General features: G+C 52.1%; 12 protein-coding genes. 5 read left to right on the top strand and 7 right to left on the bottom strand.

Features of this window, described 5'->3' with window-relative positions:
* The first annotated feature begins 305 nt into the window (after positions 1-305).
* The 4 genes from FUA23_RS06445 (at position 306) to FUA23_RS06430 (ending at position 7,036) form a co-directional block, all read left to right on the top strand.
* Positions 306-1,022, top strand: a complete 717-nt coding sequence (locus tag FUA23_RS06445; protein WP_147929907.1) for a phosphatase PAP2 family protein — start codon at positions 306-308, stop codon at positions 1,020-1,022.
* A 505-nt stretch (positions 1,023-1,527) separates the two neighbouring features.
* A complete protein-coding gene (locus tag FUA23_RS06440) occupies positions 1,528-2,736 on the top strand; it encodes an NAD(P)-dependent oxidoreductase (RefSeq protein WP_147929906.1) in 1,209 nt (402 codons plus the stop codon).
* Positions 2,737-2,776: 40 nt separating this feature from the next.
* Entirely contained in the window at positions 2,777-4,927 is a 2,151-nt protein-coding gene (locus FUA23_RS06435; RefSeq protein ID WP_147929905.1) for a S46 family peptidase, read from the top strand.
* Between the two features lie 177 nt (positions 4,928-5,104).
* Complete coding sequence (locus FUA23_RS06430) at positions 5,105-7,036, top strand: maltotransferase domain-containing protein (protein WP_147929904.1); 1,932 nt, start codon at positions 5,105-5,107, stop codon at positions 7,034-7,036.
* A 66-nt stretch (positions 7,037-7,102) separates the two neighbouring features.
* Here the strand turns inward: FUA23_RS06430 and FUA23_RS06425 are convergent, their stop codons facing one another.
* The 6 genes from FUA23_RS06425 to FUA23_RS06400 form a co-directional block, all read right to left on the bottom strand.
* Positions 7,103-8,296, bottom strand: a complete 1,194-nt coding sequence (locus tag FUA23_RS06425) for a hypothetical protein (RefSeq protein WP_147929903.1) — start codon at positions 8,294-8,296, stop codon at positions 7,103-7,105.
* A 192-nt stretch (positions 8,297-8,488) separates the two neighbouring features.
* Positions 8,489-9,265: a (Fe-S)-binding protein gene (locus FUA23_RS06420; protein WP_147929902.1), complete on the bottom strand. Its 777-nt coding sequence runs from the start codon at positions 9,263-9,265 to the stop codon at positions 8,489-8,491.
* 176 nt (positions 9,266-9,441) lie between these two features.
* The gene (locus tag FUA23_RS06415; protein ID WP_147929901.1) at positions 9,442-10,788 is read right to left on the bottom strand and encodes a (Fe-S)-binding protein; all 1,347 of its coding nucleotides are present in this window, start codon (positions 10,786-10,788) and stop codon (positions 9,442-9,444) included.
* 461 nt (positions 10,789-11,249) lie between these two features.
* Positions 11,250-12,458: a Pycsar system effector family protein gene (locus FUA23_RS06410; RefSeq protein WP_147929900.1), complete on the bottom strand. Its 1,209-nt coding sequence runs from the start codon at positions 12,456-12,458 to the stop codon at positions 11,250-11,252.
* A gap of 10 nt (positions 12,459-12,468) precedes the next feature.
* Positions 12,469-13,404: an SdiA-regulated domain-containing protein gene (locus FUA23_RS06405; protein ID WP_147929899.1), complete on the bottom strand. Its 936-nt coding sequence runs from the start codon at positions 13,402-13,404 to the stop codon at positions 12,469-12,471.
* A gap of 104 nt (positions 13,405-13,508) precedes the next feature.
* Positions 13,509-17,264, bottom strand: a complete 3,756-nt coding sequence (locus FUA23_RS06400; RefSeq protein WP_147929898.1) for a BamA/TamA family outer membrane protein — start codon at positions 17,262-17,264, stop codon at positions 13,509-13,511.
* A 225-nt stretch (positions 17,265-17,489) separates the two neighbouring features.
* Between FUA23_RS06400 and FUA23_RS06395 the strand changes: the two genes are divergently transcribed.
* A complete protein-coding gene (locus FUA23_RS06395) occupies positions 17,490-18,026 on the top strand; it encodes a DsrE family protein (RefSeq protein WP_147929897.1) in 537 nt (178 codons plus the stop codon).
* A 94-nt stretch (positions 18,027-18,120) separates the two neighbouring features.
* Here the strand turns inward: FUA23_RS06395 and FUA23_RS06390 are convergent, their stop codons facing one another.
* The gene (locus FUA23_RS06390) at positions 18,121-20,601 is read right to left on the bottom strand and encodes a T9SS type A sorting domain-containing protein (protein WP_147929896.1); all 2,481 of its coding nucleotides are present in this window, start codon (positions 20,599-20,601) and stop codon (positions 18,121-18,123) included.
* Positions 20,602-20,686 lie beyond the last annotated feature (85 nt).

Raw genomic sequence — 20,686 nt, 5'->3', positions numbered from 1 at the left:
AAAAAAAAGCCCGACGGAGCAAATCCGACGGGCTTAAAATTTCTTTGTTTTACACAAACGAAGGCCGTTCAGGATGCTCGGAGAGTATCTTGAAGCCACCACCAGTTGTTACGGGTTATTGTTTGCATGGCTGCAAGGTAGGGTTGCAAAGACGGAATTTCCAAATTGCCGGGGAGTTTTCATTCCGCTAAACTCCTCTCTGCTCGGGTGTAGAACACCCACGAGAAACTTACAATGCCGACACTCCCACCGAATTTCCTCTTTGGCCTTACCGATCTCCGACCATTGCATTATACCTTGCAGTTATGTCGACACTGCCCCCCGACTCCAAAGCCGAACGGAGTATAGTACGTCTCTTTCGCAACAATTGGTTGTTTATAGGCGGTACACTACTGTACCTGATCTACAACGCCATCATGCTGCTTTCCCGCAATCAGGGAGACACCCTGGTAGCCATCAATAAAATGCGAACCCCGTTCTGGGATGTGTTTTTCAAGATCGGGACCCACTTCGCTGAGCCTGAAGCCTACCTGCTGGCCATCATCATGGTCACTGCTTTCAGTTACCGCAAAGGCATTTTCATCGTCCTGACGGGAGTTTTTGCCGGCGTTACCGCCGGCACACTTAAGATCATCTTCGCCCAGGCCCGGCCGATGCGTTGGTTCTTCGACAATTACGAGGAAATCTGGCATTCGCTGAACCTGTTCGAAGAAGAATGGCGCAGCTGGGATGCAGGCAGCAGCTTCCCCAGCGGACACGCGACTTCGGCCTTTGCGCTGTATAGCTTCCTGGCCTTCAATGCCCGGAGGGGCAAGCTTTCCATCAGTGCTTTCTGCTTTTTGCTGGCCACCATGGTGGCCTTCAGCCGGATGTATCTTCTGTTCCATTTCCTCCGCGATGTAACCGTTGGCGCAGCGTTGGGGCTCTGCCTGGGCGCGGTAGTGTATTACATTCAGAAATCATCTTTCCCCGATCACAAGTGGATAGACAATGGCTGGCTCAGTTACTTCAGGAAATCCTGAGCCTATAATCCGGACGGCCCGTAATTGTGAGGGTTCTGCCTGCGGCCATTCACCTGGTCATCTGAAACTTCCAGCAAATGAGATGTGGCCCAACTGACGTTTATAGTTACGTCCGGACCATCGAATTCGGAGTAAAGACACAGGTAGAGCGATCGCATACCCGTAGTCTAGTCCTGAACAATCCCGAAGGGATTTTGCTGATTACAGGCGGCAACTTCAATTGCCGTAAGGCATGAAAGGACCCCAACTAGCTTGAAACCAGAGCGTCCTAAAACAGAAGCGGGCCGTTGTTGTCCCAAACAAAATCAGGCCCTAATTCAGCAACGTCCGCTGGCCACTTCAGGATTGATTTCTTGGGTGTTTGCAGGACGACTAAGTCTCGGTTAAAAAACGCTGCCGATACCGTACCTTGCATCCTGCGTTCGCGCCTGAAAATGCAGCGCCCCAACCAAAACCAGAGCGGCAAAATCACCACAATTATCCGCTCACCTAACCAAGAGTCTATATGCCCTACCCTTCCATCGCTGTAATCCGTGAAGAAAAAAATCCGCCCGACGCCAGGGTTCCGCTGACCCCAAAGCAGGTTGCCCAACTGCGTAACGATGGCATAGATATTGTGGTACAACCCAGTGAGGGACGTACGTTCAAAGACCACGAATATGCCGACCTGGGAGTTCCTGTTGTGGAAAAAATTGATGACCGGGATCTTTTACTGGGCGTAAAAGAAGTCCCGGTTGACAAACTGATCCCCGGTAAAACTTACTGCTTTTTTGCCCATGTGGCCAAGGAGCAACCCTATAACCAGAAGCTGATGCGGGCTTTTCTGGACAAAGGCATCACCCACATCGATTACGAATACCTGACCGAAGAAAAAGGTAACCGCCTGATTGCCTTCGGCTACTGGGCGGGCATGGTAGGTGCCCACAACGCGATCTGGACCTACGCCCAGCGGACGGGTACCTTCACGCTCCCCCGCCTCAACGCAGTCCATGATTACGCCGCCGCCAAAGAAGTGTACGCGAAGCTTGAGTTGCCTCCCTTCAGGGTGGTCCTTACCGGAACCGGCCGCGTGGGCAAGGGAGCCGCGCGGGTACTGGAAGACATTGGCCTGAAAAAAGTTAGTCCGCGCGACTTCCTCAACGGAGAAGGCGAAGCCGTTTTCACCCAGCTGCACGTCCGGGACTATGCGAAACACCCCGACGGGAAGCCAATCGATAAATACCATTTCTACCGCAACAGCGAAGAATACCAATCGGCATTTTTACCCTATACAGAAGTGGCGGACGTGTTCATAAACGGTATATTTTGGGACGGCAAAGCCCCCGCCTTCTTCACCGCCGAAGACATGCAAAAAGAGGACTTCAATATTCAGGTAATTGGTGATGTAACCTGCGATATTGCGCCCGCAGCCAGCGTTCCATCCACTCTGTTTGCATCCACCATCGCCGACCCTGTGTTCGGCTACGACCCTAAGACGGGAAAAGCGGTAGACGCATTCACCCCTTCAGCGGTAGATGTAATGTCGATCGACAATCTACCGAGCGAATTGCCCCGGGACGCCAGCGAAGCCTTCGGTGCAACCTTCATCGAAAAAATCCTTCCCGAGTTCAAAAAAGAGCATTCTGACATTTTGCAACGGGCCAGTGTAACCATAAACGGAGAGCTGGGGCCTGACTTCCAGTACCTGCGGGAATACGCAGGGATAGAAGCATAGAGAACCCGATTCTGACAAACCAAATAAAACCAATTCAATCATGCGTAAACTATTGTTCGCACTTCCATTCCTTTTGCTGCCCCTGGTTCTTTCCGCCGGAGGCGGAATGTGGCTGCCCCTTCTCCTTGAAAACCTCAACGAAGAGGAAATGAAAGGAATGGGGATGAAAATCACTGCCGAGGATATTTACAGCATCAACCAGGGGAGTCTGAAAGACGCAATCGTCCACTTTGGTGGCTTTTGTACCGGCGAAGTAATTTCTGACCAGGGCCTCGTGCTTACCAATCATCATTGCGGTTTCAGTGCCATTCAGGACCATTCGACTCTGGAAGACAACCTGCTGGAAAATGGTTTTTATGCGCAATCAAAATCCGCAGAAAAAAGCAACCCGGGCCTGTACGTGATGTTCATCGAGCGAATCGAAGACGTGACGGGCAAAGTCCTGAACAACGTCTACGACGACATGTCTGAAGATGAGCGTTCCAAACTGATTGCTGAAAACCTGAAAAGCACCAAAGAGAACTTTGAACTGAAAGCACACGAAGAGCTGATCGTTAAGCCTTTCTACAACGGCAATCAGTATTTTGCTTTCGTCACCAAGCGCTACAGCGATGTACGCCTTGTGGGAGCGCCGCCGTCGTCAATCGGCAAATTCGGTGCCGACACCGACAACTGGGAATGGCCACGGCACACCGGTGATTTCAGCTTGTTTAGAATTTACACCGCTCCCGACGGTAGCCCGGCAGAATACAGCGCGGATAACATCCCCATGAAGCCAAAGAAGCACCTGGAAGTAAGCCTGGAAGGTGTGAAGCCGGGTGATTTCTCCATGATTTTCGGGTTTCCCGGCCGTACCGATCAGTACCTCTCCGCAGATGCGATGCAGCAACGGACCGAAGTAATCAACCCGATCCGGATCGGGATGCGGGACCTCAGCCTTGCGGTAATCGACTCAGCTATGCGCGCCGACGCACAAATCAAAATCGACTACGCCAGCAAGCAGGCCCGGATCGCAAACGCCTGGAAAAAATGGCGGGGAGAAAGCGAAGGCGTAGCTGCTGTAAATGGTATAGAAAAGCGTCGGGCAATGGAGCGCGAGTTCATGAACCGCCTGGAGCCCAAGCCCGTAAAGTCTAAAATCTACACTCCCCTGCTTGGTCAGATCAACGACCTCGTAACCCGCCAGGAAGAAGTAGCCAAAACCAATGCTTACTCCGGCGAACTGAACTACAACATCGATATGTTCCGCATCGCAAACATCCTGCGCCGTCAGGTAAAGATTGCGGACAACAATGGCATCGAAGCCTTTAAGCAGCGCCTGCCGGCTATCATCGGTTACCTGGAAGGATTCTATAAAGGTTACAATCCTAAGGTAGATATGGAGGTCGCTAAAGCACTCCTCCCCGTCTACTACGAGAACGTACCGGAAAAGCACCTGAGTTTCCACTCCCGCGACCAGGTGGAATTTGCGGGCAGCATGGACCGGATGATCACCGACCTGTTTCAGCGCAGCTATCTTACCAAAGGTGACCGGCTCATTGCCCTGCTGAAGAACGACCCCGAAAATGCGCTTGACCTTCTCCGTGGCGATATGGGTTATGTCTACGTTGCACAACTCAACCAGCACAACGAGAAAAGAGTGATCAACATTTACAACGAGATCCAGCAGCGGGCTGAGCCGCTGCAACGCCAGTACATGAAAGGGCTCATGCTGTTCTTCCCCGAAAAACGCCTCTACCCCGATGCCAACAGTACCATGCGGGTGAGCTACGGTAAGGTCGAAGGTTTCACCGGGCTGGACGGCAAGAAGTTCGATTACATCACTGATCTCGACGGCGTCATCGCCAAGTACCAACCCGGAGACTACGAATTCGACCTCCCGCTCGACCTCATCGAACTGCATAAAAACGAAGATTACGGAAAGTACGCAATGAAAAACGGTAAGCTTCCCGTCTGCTTCCTCGGTTCTAACCACACTACCGGTGGCAACTCCGGTAGCCCGGCACTCGACGCCAAAGGACGCCTCGTGGGGCTTAACTTTGACCGGACCTGGCAGAGCACCATGAGCGATGTAAACTACGACCCGTCTATTTGCCGGAACATCATGGTCGACATCCGCTACGTTCTCTTCCTTATCGATAAACTGGGCGGCGCGCCTCACCTGGTGGAAGAAATGACACTCGTCAAATAACGAAATTATTGAAGCGCAGCGTTGTGGTCATCGTCCCCGATTACGGAAGCACTGACCACAACGCTGCAATTTCCTGTTGCGGCCACTGAATTATCCACTCAGAAAACGAACATCCGCCGCCATCCTCCTTTATACATTTTTAGCTAACATTGGACCTTCAAATTTTATCTTTCAGCTATGCAGAACCGTTCAGTAATTGATAACGTAAGCCCCGAGGTTAACAACGGCAGATTCCCGATTCAAAAAGTTGTAGGCGAGTGGGTTCACGTCACTGCTAATATCTTCGGAGACGGACACGACTACCTGCGTGCTGTAGTTGAATACAAGACGGCTAAAGCCCGCAAATGGACATCCGTTGAAATGGAAGACGAAGGCAACGATGCCTGGTCGGCCAGCTTTCAGGTAACCGAACAGGCTGTTTATCAGTACCGGCTCGTTTCCTGGGTGGACCACCTGAAGACATGGCTCAGCGGATTCAAGAAGAAGCAGGCCGACGGCCAGCCAATGGGCGTGGAACTCGTAATTGGTGCTAACTTCCTCAACGAAGTAGCCAACAAGCTAAAAGGAAAGGAAGCACTTGAAGTAAACGATGCGGTGAAGAGCCTTGGGCAGGAAGATGAAAGTCAGGCAGTCAATTACGTACTCAGCAGTCCGTTTGCTGAGCTGCTCAAAAAATATCCTCTCCGCCAGTACGAAACGATTTACGACCACGACCTTAAAGTAAAAGTAGGTCGCCAGCGGGAGCGCTTCAGCGCCTGGTACGAGCTCTTTCCGCGATCAGCCTCTCCCGATATTAACCGCGCCGGCACTTTTAAAGACGTAGAGAACCTGCTGCCCCGAATCAGCGACCTCGGTTTTGACGTTTTGTATATGCCTCCCGTTCACCCCGTTGGGCGCAAGAACCGCAAAGGCCGTAACAACGCAACCAACGCGCTGGAAGGTGAGCCGGGAAGCCCCTGGGCCATCGGTGCCGCCGAAGGCGGCCATAAAGCACTCCTGCCCGAGCTGGGAGACATCAACGATTACCAAGCACTGATCAATAACGCGAAGACGAACTACGGCATCGACATCGCCCTCGATCTCGCGTTCCAGTGCGCTCCGGACCACCCGTACATCGAGGAACATCCCGAATGGTTCATCTGGCGGCCGGACGGAACAATCATGTACGCCGAGAACCCACCCAAGAAATACCAGGACATCGTCCCGATCAACTTCGAGACATCTGACCATAAAGCCCTGTGGAAAGAATTACTCTCGGTGGTGATTTACTGGTGCAAAGCCGGTATTACGGTGTTCCGGGTCGACAACCCACATACGAAGCCCTACCGCTTCTGGGAATACATCATCGAAGAGACGAACAAGAAGTTCCCGGATGTCATCTTCCTGGCCGAAGCCTTTACCCGCCCGGCCATCATGGCCGAGCTGGCTAAACGGGGCTTCCAGCAGAGTTACACCTACTTCACCTGGCGGACCACCCCGCACGAAATGCAGGAGTACCTCGAAGAGCTCACCTCAGGTGAGCTGTCCCAAACGATGCAGCCCAACTTCTGGCCCAACACGCCCGACATCCTGGCTTACGAAATGATGGGCGCCAAGCAGCCCCAGTTCATCAAACGGCTACTGCTCGCAGCAACGCTTTCCAGTTCTTACGGCCTTTACGGACCGAGTTATGAACTAATGGAAAACCGCGGCAACACCAACGGCAAAGAAGAATACTACGATTCGGAAAAATACATGGTCCGCCATTACGACTGGACGTACGAAAACCGGATCACGCAGGCTTACCGGATCATCAACAGAGCCCGCCGGGAGAACGCTGCTTTGCAGCAGACCAATAATATCCGCTTTACAAGCTCCGAAAACCCCAACCTGCTCAGTTACATCAAGTGGTCCGAAGATCGCTCCAGTTTCATCTGGACCATCGTAAACTTCGATCAGGACAACCGCCAGGGTGGCCACGTCCGGGTTCCTAAAGACCTGCTCGGGGAGAACGGCTTCCGGGTTACAGATTTGCTGACCGGCAGTCAGTACTGGTGGAACAGCAATTCCAATTACGTGGAACTCGATCCGTGGAAGTGGCCCGCGCACGTGTTCAAGGTAGAGTTTTAACCGACTGTACAGCAAGCATTGCACCTGCGTTCGCGCCCTGGTTCCCGGGAGTCGTACGCAGTTTCGCTATTGCCAGGAATAAGCTTTTTGTGCCTTTGCGAATTTCTTATTTTTTGGTGCATACCGCTGTGCCAGCTGTCGCTGTGCAGCAGAAGGAAGATCAGCAACAGCACTGGCCAGCATGCTACCGAGGGATGGCGGGTGCGACGGGCGCCCCGAATTTGCAAACGCCGGTAACGCCCGGCTATCACCGCTTCCGTAACTGTACTTGTTCGACCAATTAGCCGATCCGCCTACCCTGGTACGCCACTCGGGTTTATTCGAGGCCGGGTAGTACACATCCAGTTTTCCGTAGGCCCGGACGTTGCAGGTTTGTCTACACGCCGTGACCGAGGCGTAGACCTTTTTGTAATGGTTTATTTCCACCACTCTCGTTATCACCGTGCTGTCATTGATGCGAACCTCTTCTTCTTTTTTCTCTACGTAATCAAGCACCTCTTCCTCGTATTCTGTGGTTGAGCACCGCTCCTGAACACCACTATCGGAATAATCATCGAATACAAGTTCGGCTTCAAGGTCGATACGTTTGCCAGTTTGCCAGGTTGATATTTCGGTCCAGCTACGGGAGATCGGCTTTAGCAACGGTAGTACGTTGTGCATTTCCTGCGCATAATCCCCTTCCGGGGCATAAAGTAAAATCCGGAGGGTACCGATGTCGACCAAACTGTCGCGCAGCGGAGCAAATTCTTCGTTGCGTTCCGGCAAAAAATAGGCAATCCGTTCGTGCAGGCAAAAAGCCTCGCGGGCAGCGGGTTTTTCCATGGCGCGCGCCGCCGGAAGCAACTGTTCCACTAAAGCGAGATAATACCTTCCCGCCTTCTTGCGTGCCTCTTCCCTCAGTTGCTCCAGGTGAGCCGGAGCGAGATTCGGGTAGCGGTCAAAGCGCGCCGCAGACGGAACAATGTTGATAACATCGATGCTCCGTTGGTAAAGATCATTATAAATCTCGTAGAGCGGTGCCCACTTTTTGGGGTCACTCTTTTGTGCCAACGAAGCTGCCGACGCCTGATCGCTGGCCTGGACGGCAGCGTAGGCAGCAACGAATTGATCCAACTGTTTTACCGAAGGGGCGCGGCCGCGGGTGCAGTGTTTGTAAGCAAGTTCGTACGCTTCCGCAAAGCGTCCCTTTTCAAGCAACTCGGGGACGGACAAGCAGCCGGTAAAAGTTAAAAGCAGGGCAAAAAAGTAAAGGTGTTTCATCTCGGGTCAGGTTTCCCGGATGAAGATAAACTGCCTCCCTTTCTGATTCTGTTAGGGTTGGGTTAAGGTCTGTTAAACCACACTACTCTACGGTTATCATTTTCCAACTCTCCCCCACCCTGTCCAACAAATTTCGCCTAAGGCTCAGCGCAGAGGGAGCCCAAAATGCAGAGTAATGTGCTGTTAAAGAGCTTATTTCGCCATTCCGCCCACGATCAACTCAGACAGGTCATAAACCATTGCTCCGCCTTCCTTGGCGGTTACACCGTCAGACATCATCGTGAGACAGAAGGGGCAGTTGACAGCAATCACATCCGCTCCCGTACCGAGCGCTTCCTCGACGCGCTCCATGTTGATCCGCTTGTCGCCCGGCTCGTCCTCTTTCCACATCTGGGCGCCACCGGCGCCGCAGCACAGACCGTTGGTTTTGGAGCGCTTCATTTCCACCAGTTGGGTATCGAGAGACTGAAGTACATCGCGGGGTGCTTCGTAGATACCGTTGGCACGACCGAGGTAGCAACTGTCGTGGTAGGTAATACGACGGCCCTTGAACTCGCCACCGCCGGTCATCTTAATGCGGCCGTTGTCGATGAGTTCCTGCAGCAACTGGGTGTGATGCACGATGTCGTAATGTCCTCCGAGTGCGGGGTATTCGTTCTTGATGGTATTAAAGCAATGAGGGCAGGCAGTGACCATCTTCTTAACGCCGTACATATTCAGCGTTTCGATATTCTGGAGGGCCGTCATCTGGAAAAGGAACTCATTCCCTGCCCGACGGGCGGGGTCGCCGGTGCAGGCTTCCTCATCTCCGAGAACCGCGAATTCGATGCCGGCAGAGGTCAGTATTTCTGCGAAGGCGCGGGTAACCTTCTGGGCGCGGTCGTCGAAAGAGCCTGCACAACCAACCCAAAAAAGAATCTCCGGGATTTTATTTTCGGCGGCAAACTGGGCCATTGTTTTAACAGTCATAGCAAAGGAATAAAGGACATTAAGGAGATAAAGGAGGTAAGGAAGTGATGACAGAAAAGGCTTTAGTAGCGGCACTTCTGGTAAGAACGGTGTGACTCCCGTTTCCTGTACAGGAGCTCACACTTCGGGTGAGGATACATGTGCGAGGCGGTAAGCACATGACCCTGTCCACTTACTTATTCCTCAGCCCAGGCGGTTCTGGATGTACCAACCGACCAGGCGCGCTGCTGGTTTTCGATTGAGTTGAACAGAGGCAGCCAATCCTGAGGGCCGGCGGCTTCCGTAAGTATTTCGTGACGGCGGAGCTTCATGATCATCTCCAGCGGATTGATCAGTACCGGACATGCTTCCACACAGGCGTTACAAGTGGTACAGGCGTGAATCTCTTCGCGGGTGATGAAGTCCCAGAGGTTCTTACCGTCGTCGTAGTTGTCCGCAGAAACGGGCTGGCTGGCGTCTTTAGCGAATTCAGCGTTGCCGGAACGGATGTTGGCACCAACCTGCTCGCTGCGGTCGCGTACGTCCATCACGATCTTCCGGGGGCTCAGCTTCTTTCCGGTAATATTGGCCGGGCAAACTGAGGTACAACGCCCACATTCGGTACAGCTGTAAGCGCCCAGGAGGTCGATGCGGCTCATTTCGAAGATGTCGTTAGCACCGAACTCAGGGAGTTCAGCGTTCATATCTGGTTCCGGGGCATCGGGATCGCCGAGGCCCATCATTGTTTTCACCTCGTTCATGATCTCCGGCATATTGATCATCTCGCCTTTAGGCTTCAGGCGTGCGTACCAGGTATTAGGGAACGCGAGCAAAATATGCAGATGCTTGGACTTAGGCAGGTAATTGAGGAACACGAAGACCATAATGATATGGCCCCACCAACCGATGCGCTCCAGCACTTCGAGTGTTCCTTGTTCCAGTCCTCCGAAAATCATCGGGCCGAGCCAGCCGGTGATGGCCAGGTGGGTATCCGGGTAATGCGCGGGGTCTAGTCGCTGCAGCACTTCATCGGTACCGTTCATGGTAAAAATGCAAAGCAACAGGATGAGTTCGAAGATCAGGATAAGGTTGGCGTCGAGTTTGGGCCAACCAGTCATCTCCGGCTTATTGAAGCGGGGAATGAACAGGATGTTACGACGGATGAGGAAAATCAGCGTCGCTACAAAAGCAAGAACCGAGAGAATCTCGATGGTGCTGATGATAAAGGTATAGAGCCCTCCGAGCGGTTCGGCAAAGAAGCGGTGAACACCGAATATCCCGTCGATGAAAATTTCAAGCAGTTCAATTTGGGTGAACACAAACGCTACGTAAAGCATCAGGTGAAGAACCGCAGGGATGATCCGCTTAAACATCTTCTTCTGTCCCATCGCAACGAGGAACATATTTTTCCAGCGCTCAGCGACCGGACCTTCAACGGTTTCTTCCTTGCCCAACTGAATGTTGAGGTAAACCTGTCGAAACTGCCAGAATGCATAACCAAGTGCAGCAACGGAAACTAAAATAAAAATGATCGACTGTACCATGTCGCCAAAGGTAAACTATGTGGCCGTGCTTAGCAAGAGTAGATTAGCGAAATTTCGCTAAATTCGATTGCGTCACCATGGAACAGCCCCCTACACCTGGTACTATACCGGTTCAGCACCTACTGTAATCAGTATGGCCGCCGAAAAGCACTTACGCTATAAACCACTGATTTTCAGATACAACGATGCTATTTACGGTGACCCATAGTGGAGATCACAGGTTCAGCGTTGCCTTGTATTAAGCTTGCCCATATTGTATTTAGACCAATTATGTCTTGAAGGCCTAATACTTCCAACAGCAGCTTCTTCGCTCCTCCAAGCCTTTATAGCTTGTTGTGCTGAGAAAGAAAAATCACTCCAGTCTTGATCTACTTCCGGCCAACTTACTTTGCACCTGCGTTCGCGCCGGACGGGAAGACCGTTGAAAACTATAAACAGAAGATTACCGATCCGCTTCAGTCTCAGAGAATGTTCAGGAGGTAAACCGTAAGGAAAGAGAGCACTGCCAGTGCTAATCCGCCAACGAACGTATTATAACTGATGGTGAGGAGCAGGTATTTCCTGTGCATGACTGCACCAAGGTCATAAAGGTCGCGGGCCAGGTCATCGTACAGCGAGTTCTGATCGAGCTTCATCGTCGACATATATTCGATGAACTCATTCTTTTCGAGCTTGAGAAAATTGCCGAAATAGAGCAGACTTGCCTCTTTACTTTTGATCAGTTTATCCTTCTTCACCCTATATTCGGTTACACTGGGGCGGGCAGAAAAAACAGCGAAAACAACCGCGATCAGAGAGCTGAGCAGCAGGCTGATGATTGGGATCAGGAACTCGGGATTTTCAAAAAATGTTTCTTCGAAAAAGCTGAGACTCGCTCCGGAAACGGTGATGACGATGGATAGGATGATGGTATTGATCGAGATCATCATATTGGCCTTTCCGTCGGCCAGGCGGCTGAGCGTGATGTGGTTCCGGAAGGAAACCCGGTACATGGTATCGATCCCCCGGCCAAAATTTTTGCCCGTCCGGGCTTTCATTTCATCCTGAGTGATCTTGTAGTTGTCGCTGTGCTGATCGGTGGCATTCTTGCGGCGGCGCTTGTCGAATTCCTCGCGCCCTGCGGTGGTGAGGTATCTGAAATGCAATAGTTTTTCCTGCATTTCCTGCCCGAAAGCGACCGGGTCCCCTTCCTTTCCGGTACGGCCCTGCCGTTCCATTTGCAGGAGATCATAGCGCCGGTCGTAGCGTTTGCGGCCCAACCATCCCCACGCGGCATCGTGCAGGAGCCGTACAGGCAGAGGGCTTTCCTCGGTTGCCTTTTGCGCAGCGGTGATCCATTTATCAGCCCCCTCCAGGGAGTAGTTGGCGTCTTTGGCCCACTTCCGCATTTCAGTACCTGACCGCAGCCATACTTCCTTCTCGCCGCCGATGAAGCCTAAAGGATAAAATAAACCTACGATATGAAGCCGTTCGGCCTCCGCTTCACCGAGGCCTGACTTTTTCGCAAGCTCTGCTGCTTTTTCGCCTACTTCTACCGAATACGTGAAGTTATGAAACAGGTAGATCGGCGCAAGCTCCTCATTGAAGCGGCGCTTCACATAAGCCCTTGCCGAAGCCAGTGTTTGGCTGACTTCCGGCTTTTCATTTTTCTTCGAGTCGTCCTTACTCATTAGGTTGCTTTTACTTCGGCTTTGATTTGCCACTTGTTTCATTCCGCCGGAAGGTAACAATTACCGCTTTACCACCACGGCCTTCGCTGCTGATGAACAGGTCTCCGGCACGGTTAAAGGTAATACCTTCGGGCTGAGTAAGGGTTTTCTCTTTTAGCAGTTCGATTTGCTTGATGTTACTTTCCCGGTCAATCACTACCATGATGTTACCGACAGAAGCAATTACGTAGACATCTCCGGTTAGTGGATCCACAGCCACTCCGCTGGGTTTCATCTTGTAAGGTTTGCGCTTACCGTAGACTACTTCGCCGATGGCAAATTCATCGACGTAGAACCGTGGTTGCGGTTCCAGTTCTTTCGTTTCGAGATCTAACGCATAAACGCCGTGCCGGTAGTCTTCGTCCTGAGGGTTCAGTTCCTGATCTTTGGGTACAATGAGGAGGCTGTTCGTGCGCTCGTCATAACAGATTCCCTCCGTTTCATTGCGGTAACTGAAATCGGTTTCCAGTTTCTTAGATTCGTAGACTTCCTGCCCGGGTTGGTATTTAAGATGGTGAATGTCGCCATCTCTTTCGAGGACATACACCATGCTGTCGACCCTTGCGAGACCTTCGTAGTCCCGGTCCTTCCCGAATTTAAAGTCAGATTTGACATTCCCGGTTTGGGTATCTACAATGAACAGGATTCCGTCTTCGTCCTGAACAGCGATTACATCGTCTTCGACGAACCAGTTGGCAAGCCCGCTGATTTCTTCGAGATCATTGGGCAGGTCCACCGAATTGCTGGGGCGCTCGAAGTCAAAACCGAACTCATGATCGGCATCGACGTCGTAGTGTTCCATCTCGGGGCCCTGGGTATAAGTGATGAGGCCATAGCCACCGGCGATGATCACAACACCACTCAGAATAAGAAGTGAGATAAGATTCGGCTTTTCTAAAAGGCTCATAAACGAGTATTGGATCGTGTTAACCCGGGTAAGTTAAGGTTCGTAGCGGGAAGCTGCCGGTTTGGTACCGGTAGTCGACATCAAAGGTATTATTAAGTGATTGCTTAGAAAGGGAAGCCCGCGGCAAAAGCGATTCGCTTTTGCTCACTGTCCTGAAAGTAAGTGAGGCTTAAGATCGTTGCTCCGAGCGGGGCGGCCCACAGGCCACCACCGTAGCCGATGTGCCACATGTCGCTTTCTTCTTCACCTTCAAGCCAAACGCGACCATAGTCGAAACCGAGAATAAAGCCGGCAATGGTTGGCGCTTCTTTCTTACCCAGCGAAAAGCCGAGAAAACGCAGGTCGACGTTGTGGGTAAACAAAGTATGGCCCAGGTAGCGGTCGGCACGGGCGGCGCGGTAGTTCACGCCTCCTCCCATACTGGCCAGCTGATAGTACTCCGGTGTGCCTTCATTGTGTTCGAAACTTACGCGGGTAGCAAAGTTGATCGCTTTGGTGACCATCCGGTAGAAACTGAACTGACCACCAATCTTGAAGTTCGTCAGGTCGCTGTTGTCGAGGTTCCAGGTATGCTTTGCGTAGAGATCATACTTCAGCCCGTTATCGGCCATGAGCGGAATAGCAAGGCTGTTGACCGAGAAGTGAGCGCCGATACCTGCGTAGTTCTGCTTGTCGAATACGCGATCGGGGATTCCATCAGTATTTCGGATCAGGGTATATTCCGGTGTATCATCATCCAGGCCGATAGACTGGTAAAACGGTCCTACACTGAAAGAGCGACGGCTGTTCTCGCCTCTGAACCGTATTTCAGGATTCAGGAGCACCTCTTCGCGGCGGGCACGGTTGTATTCCAGTTCATCGTCCTCGTCCAGTCCTGGGATTTCTCCTTCTTCGGGCTGACCGGGGCTTTCGTTGCCGATCCCGAAGAAGTTGGCGACGGAGCCGGGGCTATTGTAACGGCCCTTAACCGTGAGATCGACTTTCCGGTGGAAAAAGTCATTGAAGATACCGTCGTATTTGAGCTTGTAGAATTCGTTGGTGCTGTACGTAGCCAGAAAGGTGTGCCGCGTGGAGTAAGGATCAGGCTTAAACCCGTTGAGGGTGGTAGAAAAACCTGCGCCGATGAATATTCCATCGTCTACGTTGAACCCGATAGCCGGTACGGGAACTGTAGTATTAGGTTTGTATTCTTCAAAGTCGTACTGGTTCAGGTCCGGATGCCCGTCGCTGGTCCTGTCCATAAGGTTTTTGGTTTCCCCCTTCATCTTGATGCCATCCACTTCATCGTAGACGCGGGCGCGCAGCCTTCCATTCGCAGTTACCAGATCTCCGTCGGTGCCGCCTATCAGGCGGAGGGAAATGGTGCTTTTAGCACCATCCAACACAAAATGATCGTCGCCATCGAGGCCGTAGATTACAACTTCTTTCGTTTCGTTTCCGTGAAAAACCCGGTCGTAGTATAGTTCGTCTGCTCCCCCTTTCTTTTTGGCGTCGTACAACCGTACGTGAAGATCGCCGTTCTCCAGTCCTTCAGCCGTGATATAATCATCCTTCTCGGTTCCCAGTACGTTGACGCGGGCTGCGAGGTTGAGGTAGTAGTCGTCGGCGGTCTTAACGAGGGCTTCCCGGCGTGACTTCAGTTTCTCACCGATGAGCTCATTCCTGAGGCTGTAATCTTTGACTTCCGGTGGAAATTTATCCAGGGCTTCGTCAATTACATCATCGGTTAGGGTATTCACGATGGTCTCCGCCTCGGCCTTCATTTCTTCGCGGGTGATCTGATTGAGGAAAACCCGGTCGTTCCACTTACCGTTGAAAGCCCGCCATTTAACTTTATCGAGTTCATAGGTAAACGGTCTGAATTTCCGGGCTTCGCCCACAAATACCCGGGCGATACCGAGCAACAGACCGTCGTAGTTGGAATAAACCTGATCGCGGTCGCGCGCAACGGCTACGTAACGGGTGCGTTTCCCGTCCGGGAAGGCAGCCCAGCGCCACTGGTCGCGATGACGGTCCCAGTCTCCGATCCAGATATCGAAGAGGCGGGCACGGGCAAAGTTCTTGTCGTCTACGTATTCTTTCCAGCTCTTGCGCACCTCTTCGCGCATGCTGTTGTTACTGATGATTTCTTTACTTCCACCAAAGAATTCGGTACCGCTCCAGTCTTCATCCGGTCGCTGCTCCAGCCAATAGAGTTCTCCGCCGAAATTAGTGTTGTAATCGCCCAGGCCTGTCTGTTTAGGGACGTAATACAAGCCAGGGTCTGCTCCGTACAGCCCAAGCTTTTTCTGCATCGGTGGTAACGTCAGCGGCGCATAAGGATGAACGGAAGTGAAGACATCCGCCACGAGGTCTGCGGCGAAGGACTGCTCCAGCAGGCTGGGCAGCAGCTGCGACGGGTTTTTCCGAACCGAACGCATCTGATACAAGTGCCCATCTCCCCCTGCGGTATGAAGGCTCATGGTTGCCATCCCCCCTCCGCGGCGGTAAGGGGTAAGGCCTCCGTTGATCTCTTCCACGTTCAGCACCGGAACTTTGATGGGTACGTTGTACAAGCCACGGTAGTGGCGGCCCAGAATCGTTTTGGCTGCAGCAGTTGATTCCTGGTTTTCTTCTCCGAAAACAGATGCCATTACCAGAGAGTCTGTGAGCTTTTCGACGGGTACCTCCTCGATGTTTTCGTCTTGTTGGAGGTGGCGGTTTTCGATGATCCGGCGGTAGTAAACGCGTTTATCGTTACCTGCTTCATCGACGGTATAAAAACCGGTGAATACTGAGCCATCGGGATAGAAATCAAGGCGGCTGTATCCGATTTGCCCGGCGACGAAGTTGGCATCGTTTCCGCCGTTTGCCGGACCGCGAACGCTGCCGGACCCTGCGGTTATTTTCACGTATTCTTTTTCGTGCGCTAACATCATGTTATGCTCATGCCCACTGACAAAAATCACGTTGATTTCATCGTCGATACCTGATTTAAGCTTATTGATGAATTGCTGGTAGCGCAGGTTGTGGATATCCTGCGGGCCACCACCAACGCTCTGAACGGCACGAACAACCGAACCAACCCCGGGCAAAGGCACGTAAGCGCCGGGGATCACGTCGGCCAGCGGGAATAAATGCTGGCTCAGGCTGAATTTACCGCCCCGGTTGCCGTTGCTCTGCAACGGATGGTGCATCATCACAATTTTGACCTGATCACGGTAGCCCTTTATTTCGTCGATGAGGGCGAACATCATGGCGTCCCGGTTGCGGTAATCGCAACCTTCGCTCACTTCTTCGTCGCGGGTCCAGTCGGCCATGTACCATGCAGTATTGATACCAAGCAAGCCGACGCGTTCAAAGATTTCTTCATCATCGGGCCCCGAACAAACGTTGTTGGGCATAAAACGGACCTTTTTGCCGAATTTCTCTTCGTTGTCGTCGAAGTAATCCTCCAGGCGGTCCAGGCGGCCAAACTTTCCGTCGTTACCGATCTCGTTCTCACCGGGCGTGTAGAACACCTTGCCCGGTACTTTGCCGAGCAGTTTACCGATAGCATCGAGGTGATCCCGCTCATCGCCGTCTTTTTTACGCAATCCTTTCTCGCCGGTAATATCTCCGAGGAGCATCAGCGAACTCTTCTTCTTGCCGGGGGGCATGGCCCGAACCATGGCGTCGAGCGTGGTGAGGCCACGCTCATAATCGTACCCCAGATCGCCGACCATAAAGGTTGAATATTCGGGTTCTCCCACCGGAGTTACGTCAGCCGTCAGGCCCGGCTCGTCTTCCAGCGTATGAATCTGATAGTTTGCACATCCTGCAAGCAGCAGTGCAAGTGTAACGGTGAGAAGAGAACTAATTGGGGAGTAAGAGTGAGTCAAAGTAGTAGATTGATGTTGGGTGTATAACCTCCTGTTCCTCCTCTGGGTTCAGTTTCATTCAATTTGGAAAGGCGCAAGATCAACGAAAACAAGCCGGGCGCGGAGCGCGGGTGCAAAGGAAAGGTAAATAGCCGGGTGCGAACCGGAGTAAAGGCCTCCCTCCTTCCTCTTGTTGACTTTGCCCAAATTAATTGTAATATAGCGACACTAACCAGCTGATAAAAAATGACAAGACTACTCCAAACACTGCTCCTCCTGACCTTTGTTTGCACCTGCGGCCGCGCCCAGGGGAAAATAAATCCCGTCGTACCGAGTTTTGGTGGCATCTACGCCATCCCCGAAGCTACTGTCCGCCCAGACAGTAGCATTGAGTACAAAATAGTGGTAGACGTGAAAACCGGCAGCGAAGCACCAGATCAATACAGCGCTGGCCTTCATAACGTTGCCAGAATGCTCAACCTCCACGAAGCAGGAGGCGGTTTCAATGACCAAATGACCGTTGTGCTGGCCATCCACGGCGGAGCCACCTATTCTGTACTAAGCAATGACGCCTACAAGGAGAAATTCGGCGTCGACAACCCCAACATCGACCTGATCCGCGAGCTCAAGGTGGCAGGAGTTCAACTCACCGTTTGCGGGCAATCGCTTAAAGGAAGAAAGGTAGATACCCAAACGGTGCTCCCTGAAGTCGAAATAGCAACTTCGATGCTTACCACCGTTGCCACCTGCCAGATGAAGGGCTTTGCGGTTTTCCAGTTTTAAGCTTACCTGTATTTCCGCAGCGAAGGCTACAAAAAAAACGGTTCACTGAGCAGCAACTCAGTGAACCGTTTTTACTTCCGGGCCAATGCCAATCCTACTGCTTGGCCACCTTGCGGGTTAGGGTTCGCCCTGTGGCATCCTGTAGCATTACGAAGTAAGTACCGGCACGATGAGTGCTCATGTCCAACTCCGTAGTGCCACCGCGGAACGACTGACGCAGCAGCTCCTTTCCGGATACGTCGAATACCCGGGCGGTCATTTCGAGAGTTGCATCAGCAATGCTGACGTGCAGAACATCGGTCGTCGGGTTAGGCCCCATGGTGATGTCGAAAGGAAGTACGTCACGACCACGGATGTTTGTGATCTGGCCTTCACCGTCAAGCACCAGAAGCAGTACATCGTTGGAAAAGCTTGTATCCGCCCCCATGGCGGTTGCGATGATAGCGGTCCGTTCTTCGTCCGGGAAAGCAATTCCGACAGGTTCTGTATTTCCGTAAGGGCTGGACAGTTCGAATTCATTGACTAAACTGAACGTCACCGGATCAATTTCCTTGATGTGTAGTACTTCCGAACCGGTTTCGCCTAAGGTATTGAAGCCGTAGGCAAGCGTAAGCGTACCATCTTCACGGCTGGCAACCTCTACGCTCAGTATCTCCACGCCACCAATTTCCAGTGGGAGCCGGGCCATCTCCGTCCCGTCTGCCGCAAGCTTGACGAGATCCAGATAAACCACTCGATTTTCGTCCTGCATCCTGTTATGACCGGAAGTCACCACCCCAATCGATCCGTCAGCAAAAACAACCGGAGAAAAAGCCGAGCTGAGAGCGAAGTTTTCGTTCAGGTCGGTGTAGCGCCAGTTCTCGGCACCCGTTGTCAGGTCGTAACTTGCGATGAGGGCACTGTCGATCGAATAAGTAGACCCCGTAATGATGACGTTCCCGGCTCCGTCGGTAACCATTCCTAAAACAGCTCCGGTCCGGTTCGTCGTGAAGCTGTTAATGGTTGCTCCCGTAGAATCGGAATGGGTGATCGAGCTTGCGAGGTATGGGTTGGAAAAATCGTCATAGTCAACGTCTGTTTCTGTCCATGCAAATGTTCCTTCACCGAGATCAGCGACAGTGGTAACTACAGACTGGAATAATTCGGAATCCATTACAGCCGTCCAGATGGTGTTTCCGGAGGTATCTACCTTTTGGACAGTTGTGTTTCTGAAGCCGCTGCGGTAAAGCAGGTAGTTGCCGTCTTGAGCCGTAACAATCTCAGAATTAGCGGAGGTAACAAATTGCTCATCGAGGATATTTCCTTCTTCGTCCGTTTTCCAAAACTCGATAAATCCGTTTGCGGCATTGGCCTGGAGCAGGAACCCGCCACCAGGCAAAGCGGCAATACCTTTTGCTTCCTCGTCACTCCCGTAACTCGGGATTCCTCCCTCAATGACTTCATACGAGAACGTATTTTTATTGAACCGGAAGAATGCCTGGTTGTCACGTACAGTGCTTAGAGCAGAGAGAACCACACCTCTATCGGCCAGGTAATGAGAACTCCGGACTGAAACGCCTTCGGCGGTGCCTTCGCCCGAAAATGAGTTGCCCGTGGGGGCATAAGCCTGCAGGTCATAAAGTTCAAAATACCTGGTAGTTTGATTATCTACAAATAAAACATTGTCTTCGTACCAGTGAGCTACTTCTCCTTTCTCGATCAGGGGACTCCCTTCAAGGTATTCTTCCAGGCGGTTACCAAGTGTGTCCATAACGATAAAAGCACGGCCCTGCGGGCGTTTACCGGTAACCAGAATTACGGTATCACCGGCTGGGCGGTGGGCTCCGGTCAGGTATTCATAGCGGTCAGTGAATGCTTCATAAATGGTCTCTGAAAATTGCTGTTCCCAGATCGCCGCACCTTCAGGAGAAACCAGCGTGACAAAAACCTCAGAGCCTGTCTCTCCGGCCAGCAAGAAGTTTCCGTCGGCCTGCAATTCGATGCTGTTCACCTCAGAATACTCAATATTTTGGTAGAGGAAAAGCTCGGTAACACCCTCCGTAGCAGACACCGTAGCGATGCGCGAACCATATTCCGGCCAGCTGCCGTAAGAAGCATAGAGCACGACGAATTCAGTTGGGCTAACAAATTCAACTCCGCGAATTCCTTCGCGCAAATCATTGTAATGAATAAACGGTTGGTTCCAGCTGAGTGAGCCATCCGGGTTAAAGTAGGAGAATTGGACGGTATCGCGGGTGTAGGTATCGTACGTAAAGTGCGAAACCAGAAAACCTCCGTCCGGGCCAGCGAAGGTTCCGATGATCTGCTGGTCTCCCGGCAAAACATACACGGAACTGTCCCGGAAATTTCCAAAGTCACCGAAGGTCCAGAAAGCTATGTCTATACCCTGAGACGCAGCGTTTTCTCTCGTCCCGATCAGGACATAATCTCCGGGGCCTGTTTCTTCAATCGAAAATCCGTCTTCGTCGGCAAAAGCGTAAGGGAGGCCGTAGTATTTACGGAAAGTTTCTTCCTGGGCAGTCAGGAAAATGGGAGCCATCAAAAGAACGATGGCAAAACGTAACATTATACGCATATAATAGAGTTGAACGGCTACCACCGCAAAGCAACATCAGGTTTTATGGGCGGTAACAGGTGAGTGTGAAGTAGATAAATTATTT

Source organism: Neolewinella aurantiaca (genome assembly GCF_008014675.1).
Lineage (GTDB): Bacteria > Bacteroidota > Bacteroidia > Chitinophagales > Saprospiraceae > Neolewinella > Neolewinella aurantiaca.
This window is presented reverse-complemented; position numbering and strand designations above follow the sequence as displayed.

Excerpts from the sequence above, each read along its gene's own strand:
- FUA23_RS06445 (WP_147929907.1), top strand. The coding sequence starts at position 306 with ATGTCGACACTGCCCCCCGACTCCAAAGCCGAACGGAGTATAGTACGT.
- FUA23_RS06435 (WP_147929905.1), top strand. The coding sequence starts at position 2,777 with ATGCGTAAACTATTGTTCGCACTTCCATTCCTTTTGCTGCCCCTGGTT.
- FUA23_RS06420 (WP_147929902.1), bottom strand. The coding sequence starts at position 9,265 with ATGACTGTTAAAACAATGGCCCAGTTTGCCGCCGAAAATAAAATCCCG.
- FUA23_RS06425 (WP_147929903.1), bottom strand. The coding sequence starts at position 8,296 with ATGAAACACCTTTACTTTTTTGCCCTGCTTTTAACTTTTACCGGCTGC.
- FUA23_RS06415 (WP_147929901.1), bottom strand. The coding sequence starts at position 10,788 with ATGGTACAGTCGATCATTTTTATTTTAGTTTCCGTTGCTGCACTTGGT.
- FUA23_RS06430 (WP_147929904.1), top strand. The coding sequence starts at position 5,105 with ATGCAGAACCGTTCAGTAATTGATAACGTAAGCCCCGAGGTTAACAAC.
- FUA23_RS06410 (WP_147929900.1), bottom strand. The coding sequence starts at position 12,458 with ATGAGTAAGGACGACTCGAAGAAAAATGAAAAGCCGGAAGTCAGCCAA.
- FUA23_RS06440 (WP_147929906.1), top strand. The coding sequence starts at position 1,528 with ATGCCCTACCCTTCCATCGCTGTAATCCGTGAAGAAAAAAATCCGCCC.
- FUA23_RS06390 (WP_147929896.1), bottom strand. The coding sequence starts at position 20,601 with ATGCGTATAATGTTACGTTTTGCCATCGTTCTTTTGATGGCTCCCATT.
- FUA23_RS06405 (WP_147929899.1), bottom strand. The coding sequence starts at position 13,404 with ATGAGCCTTTTAGAAAAGCCGAATCTTATCTCACTTCTTATTCTGAGT.
- FUA23_RS06395 (WP_147929897.1), top strand. The coding sequence starts at position 17,490 with ATGACAAGACTACTCCAAACACTGCTCCTCCTGACCTTTGTTTGCACC.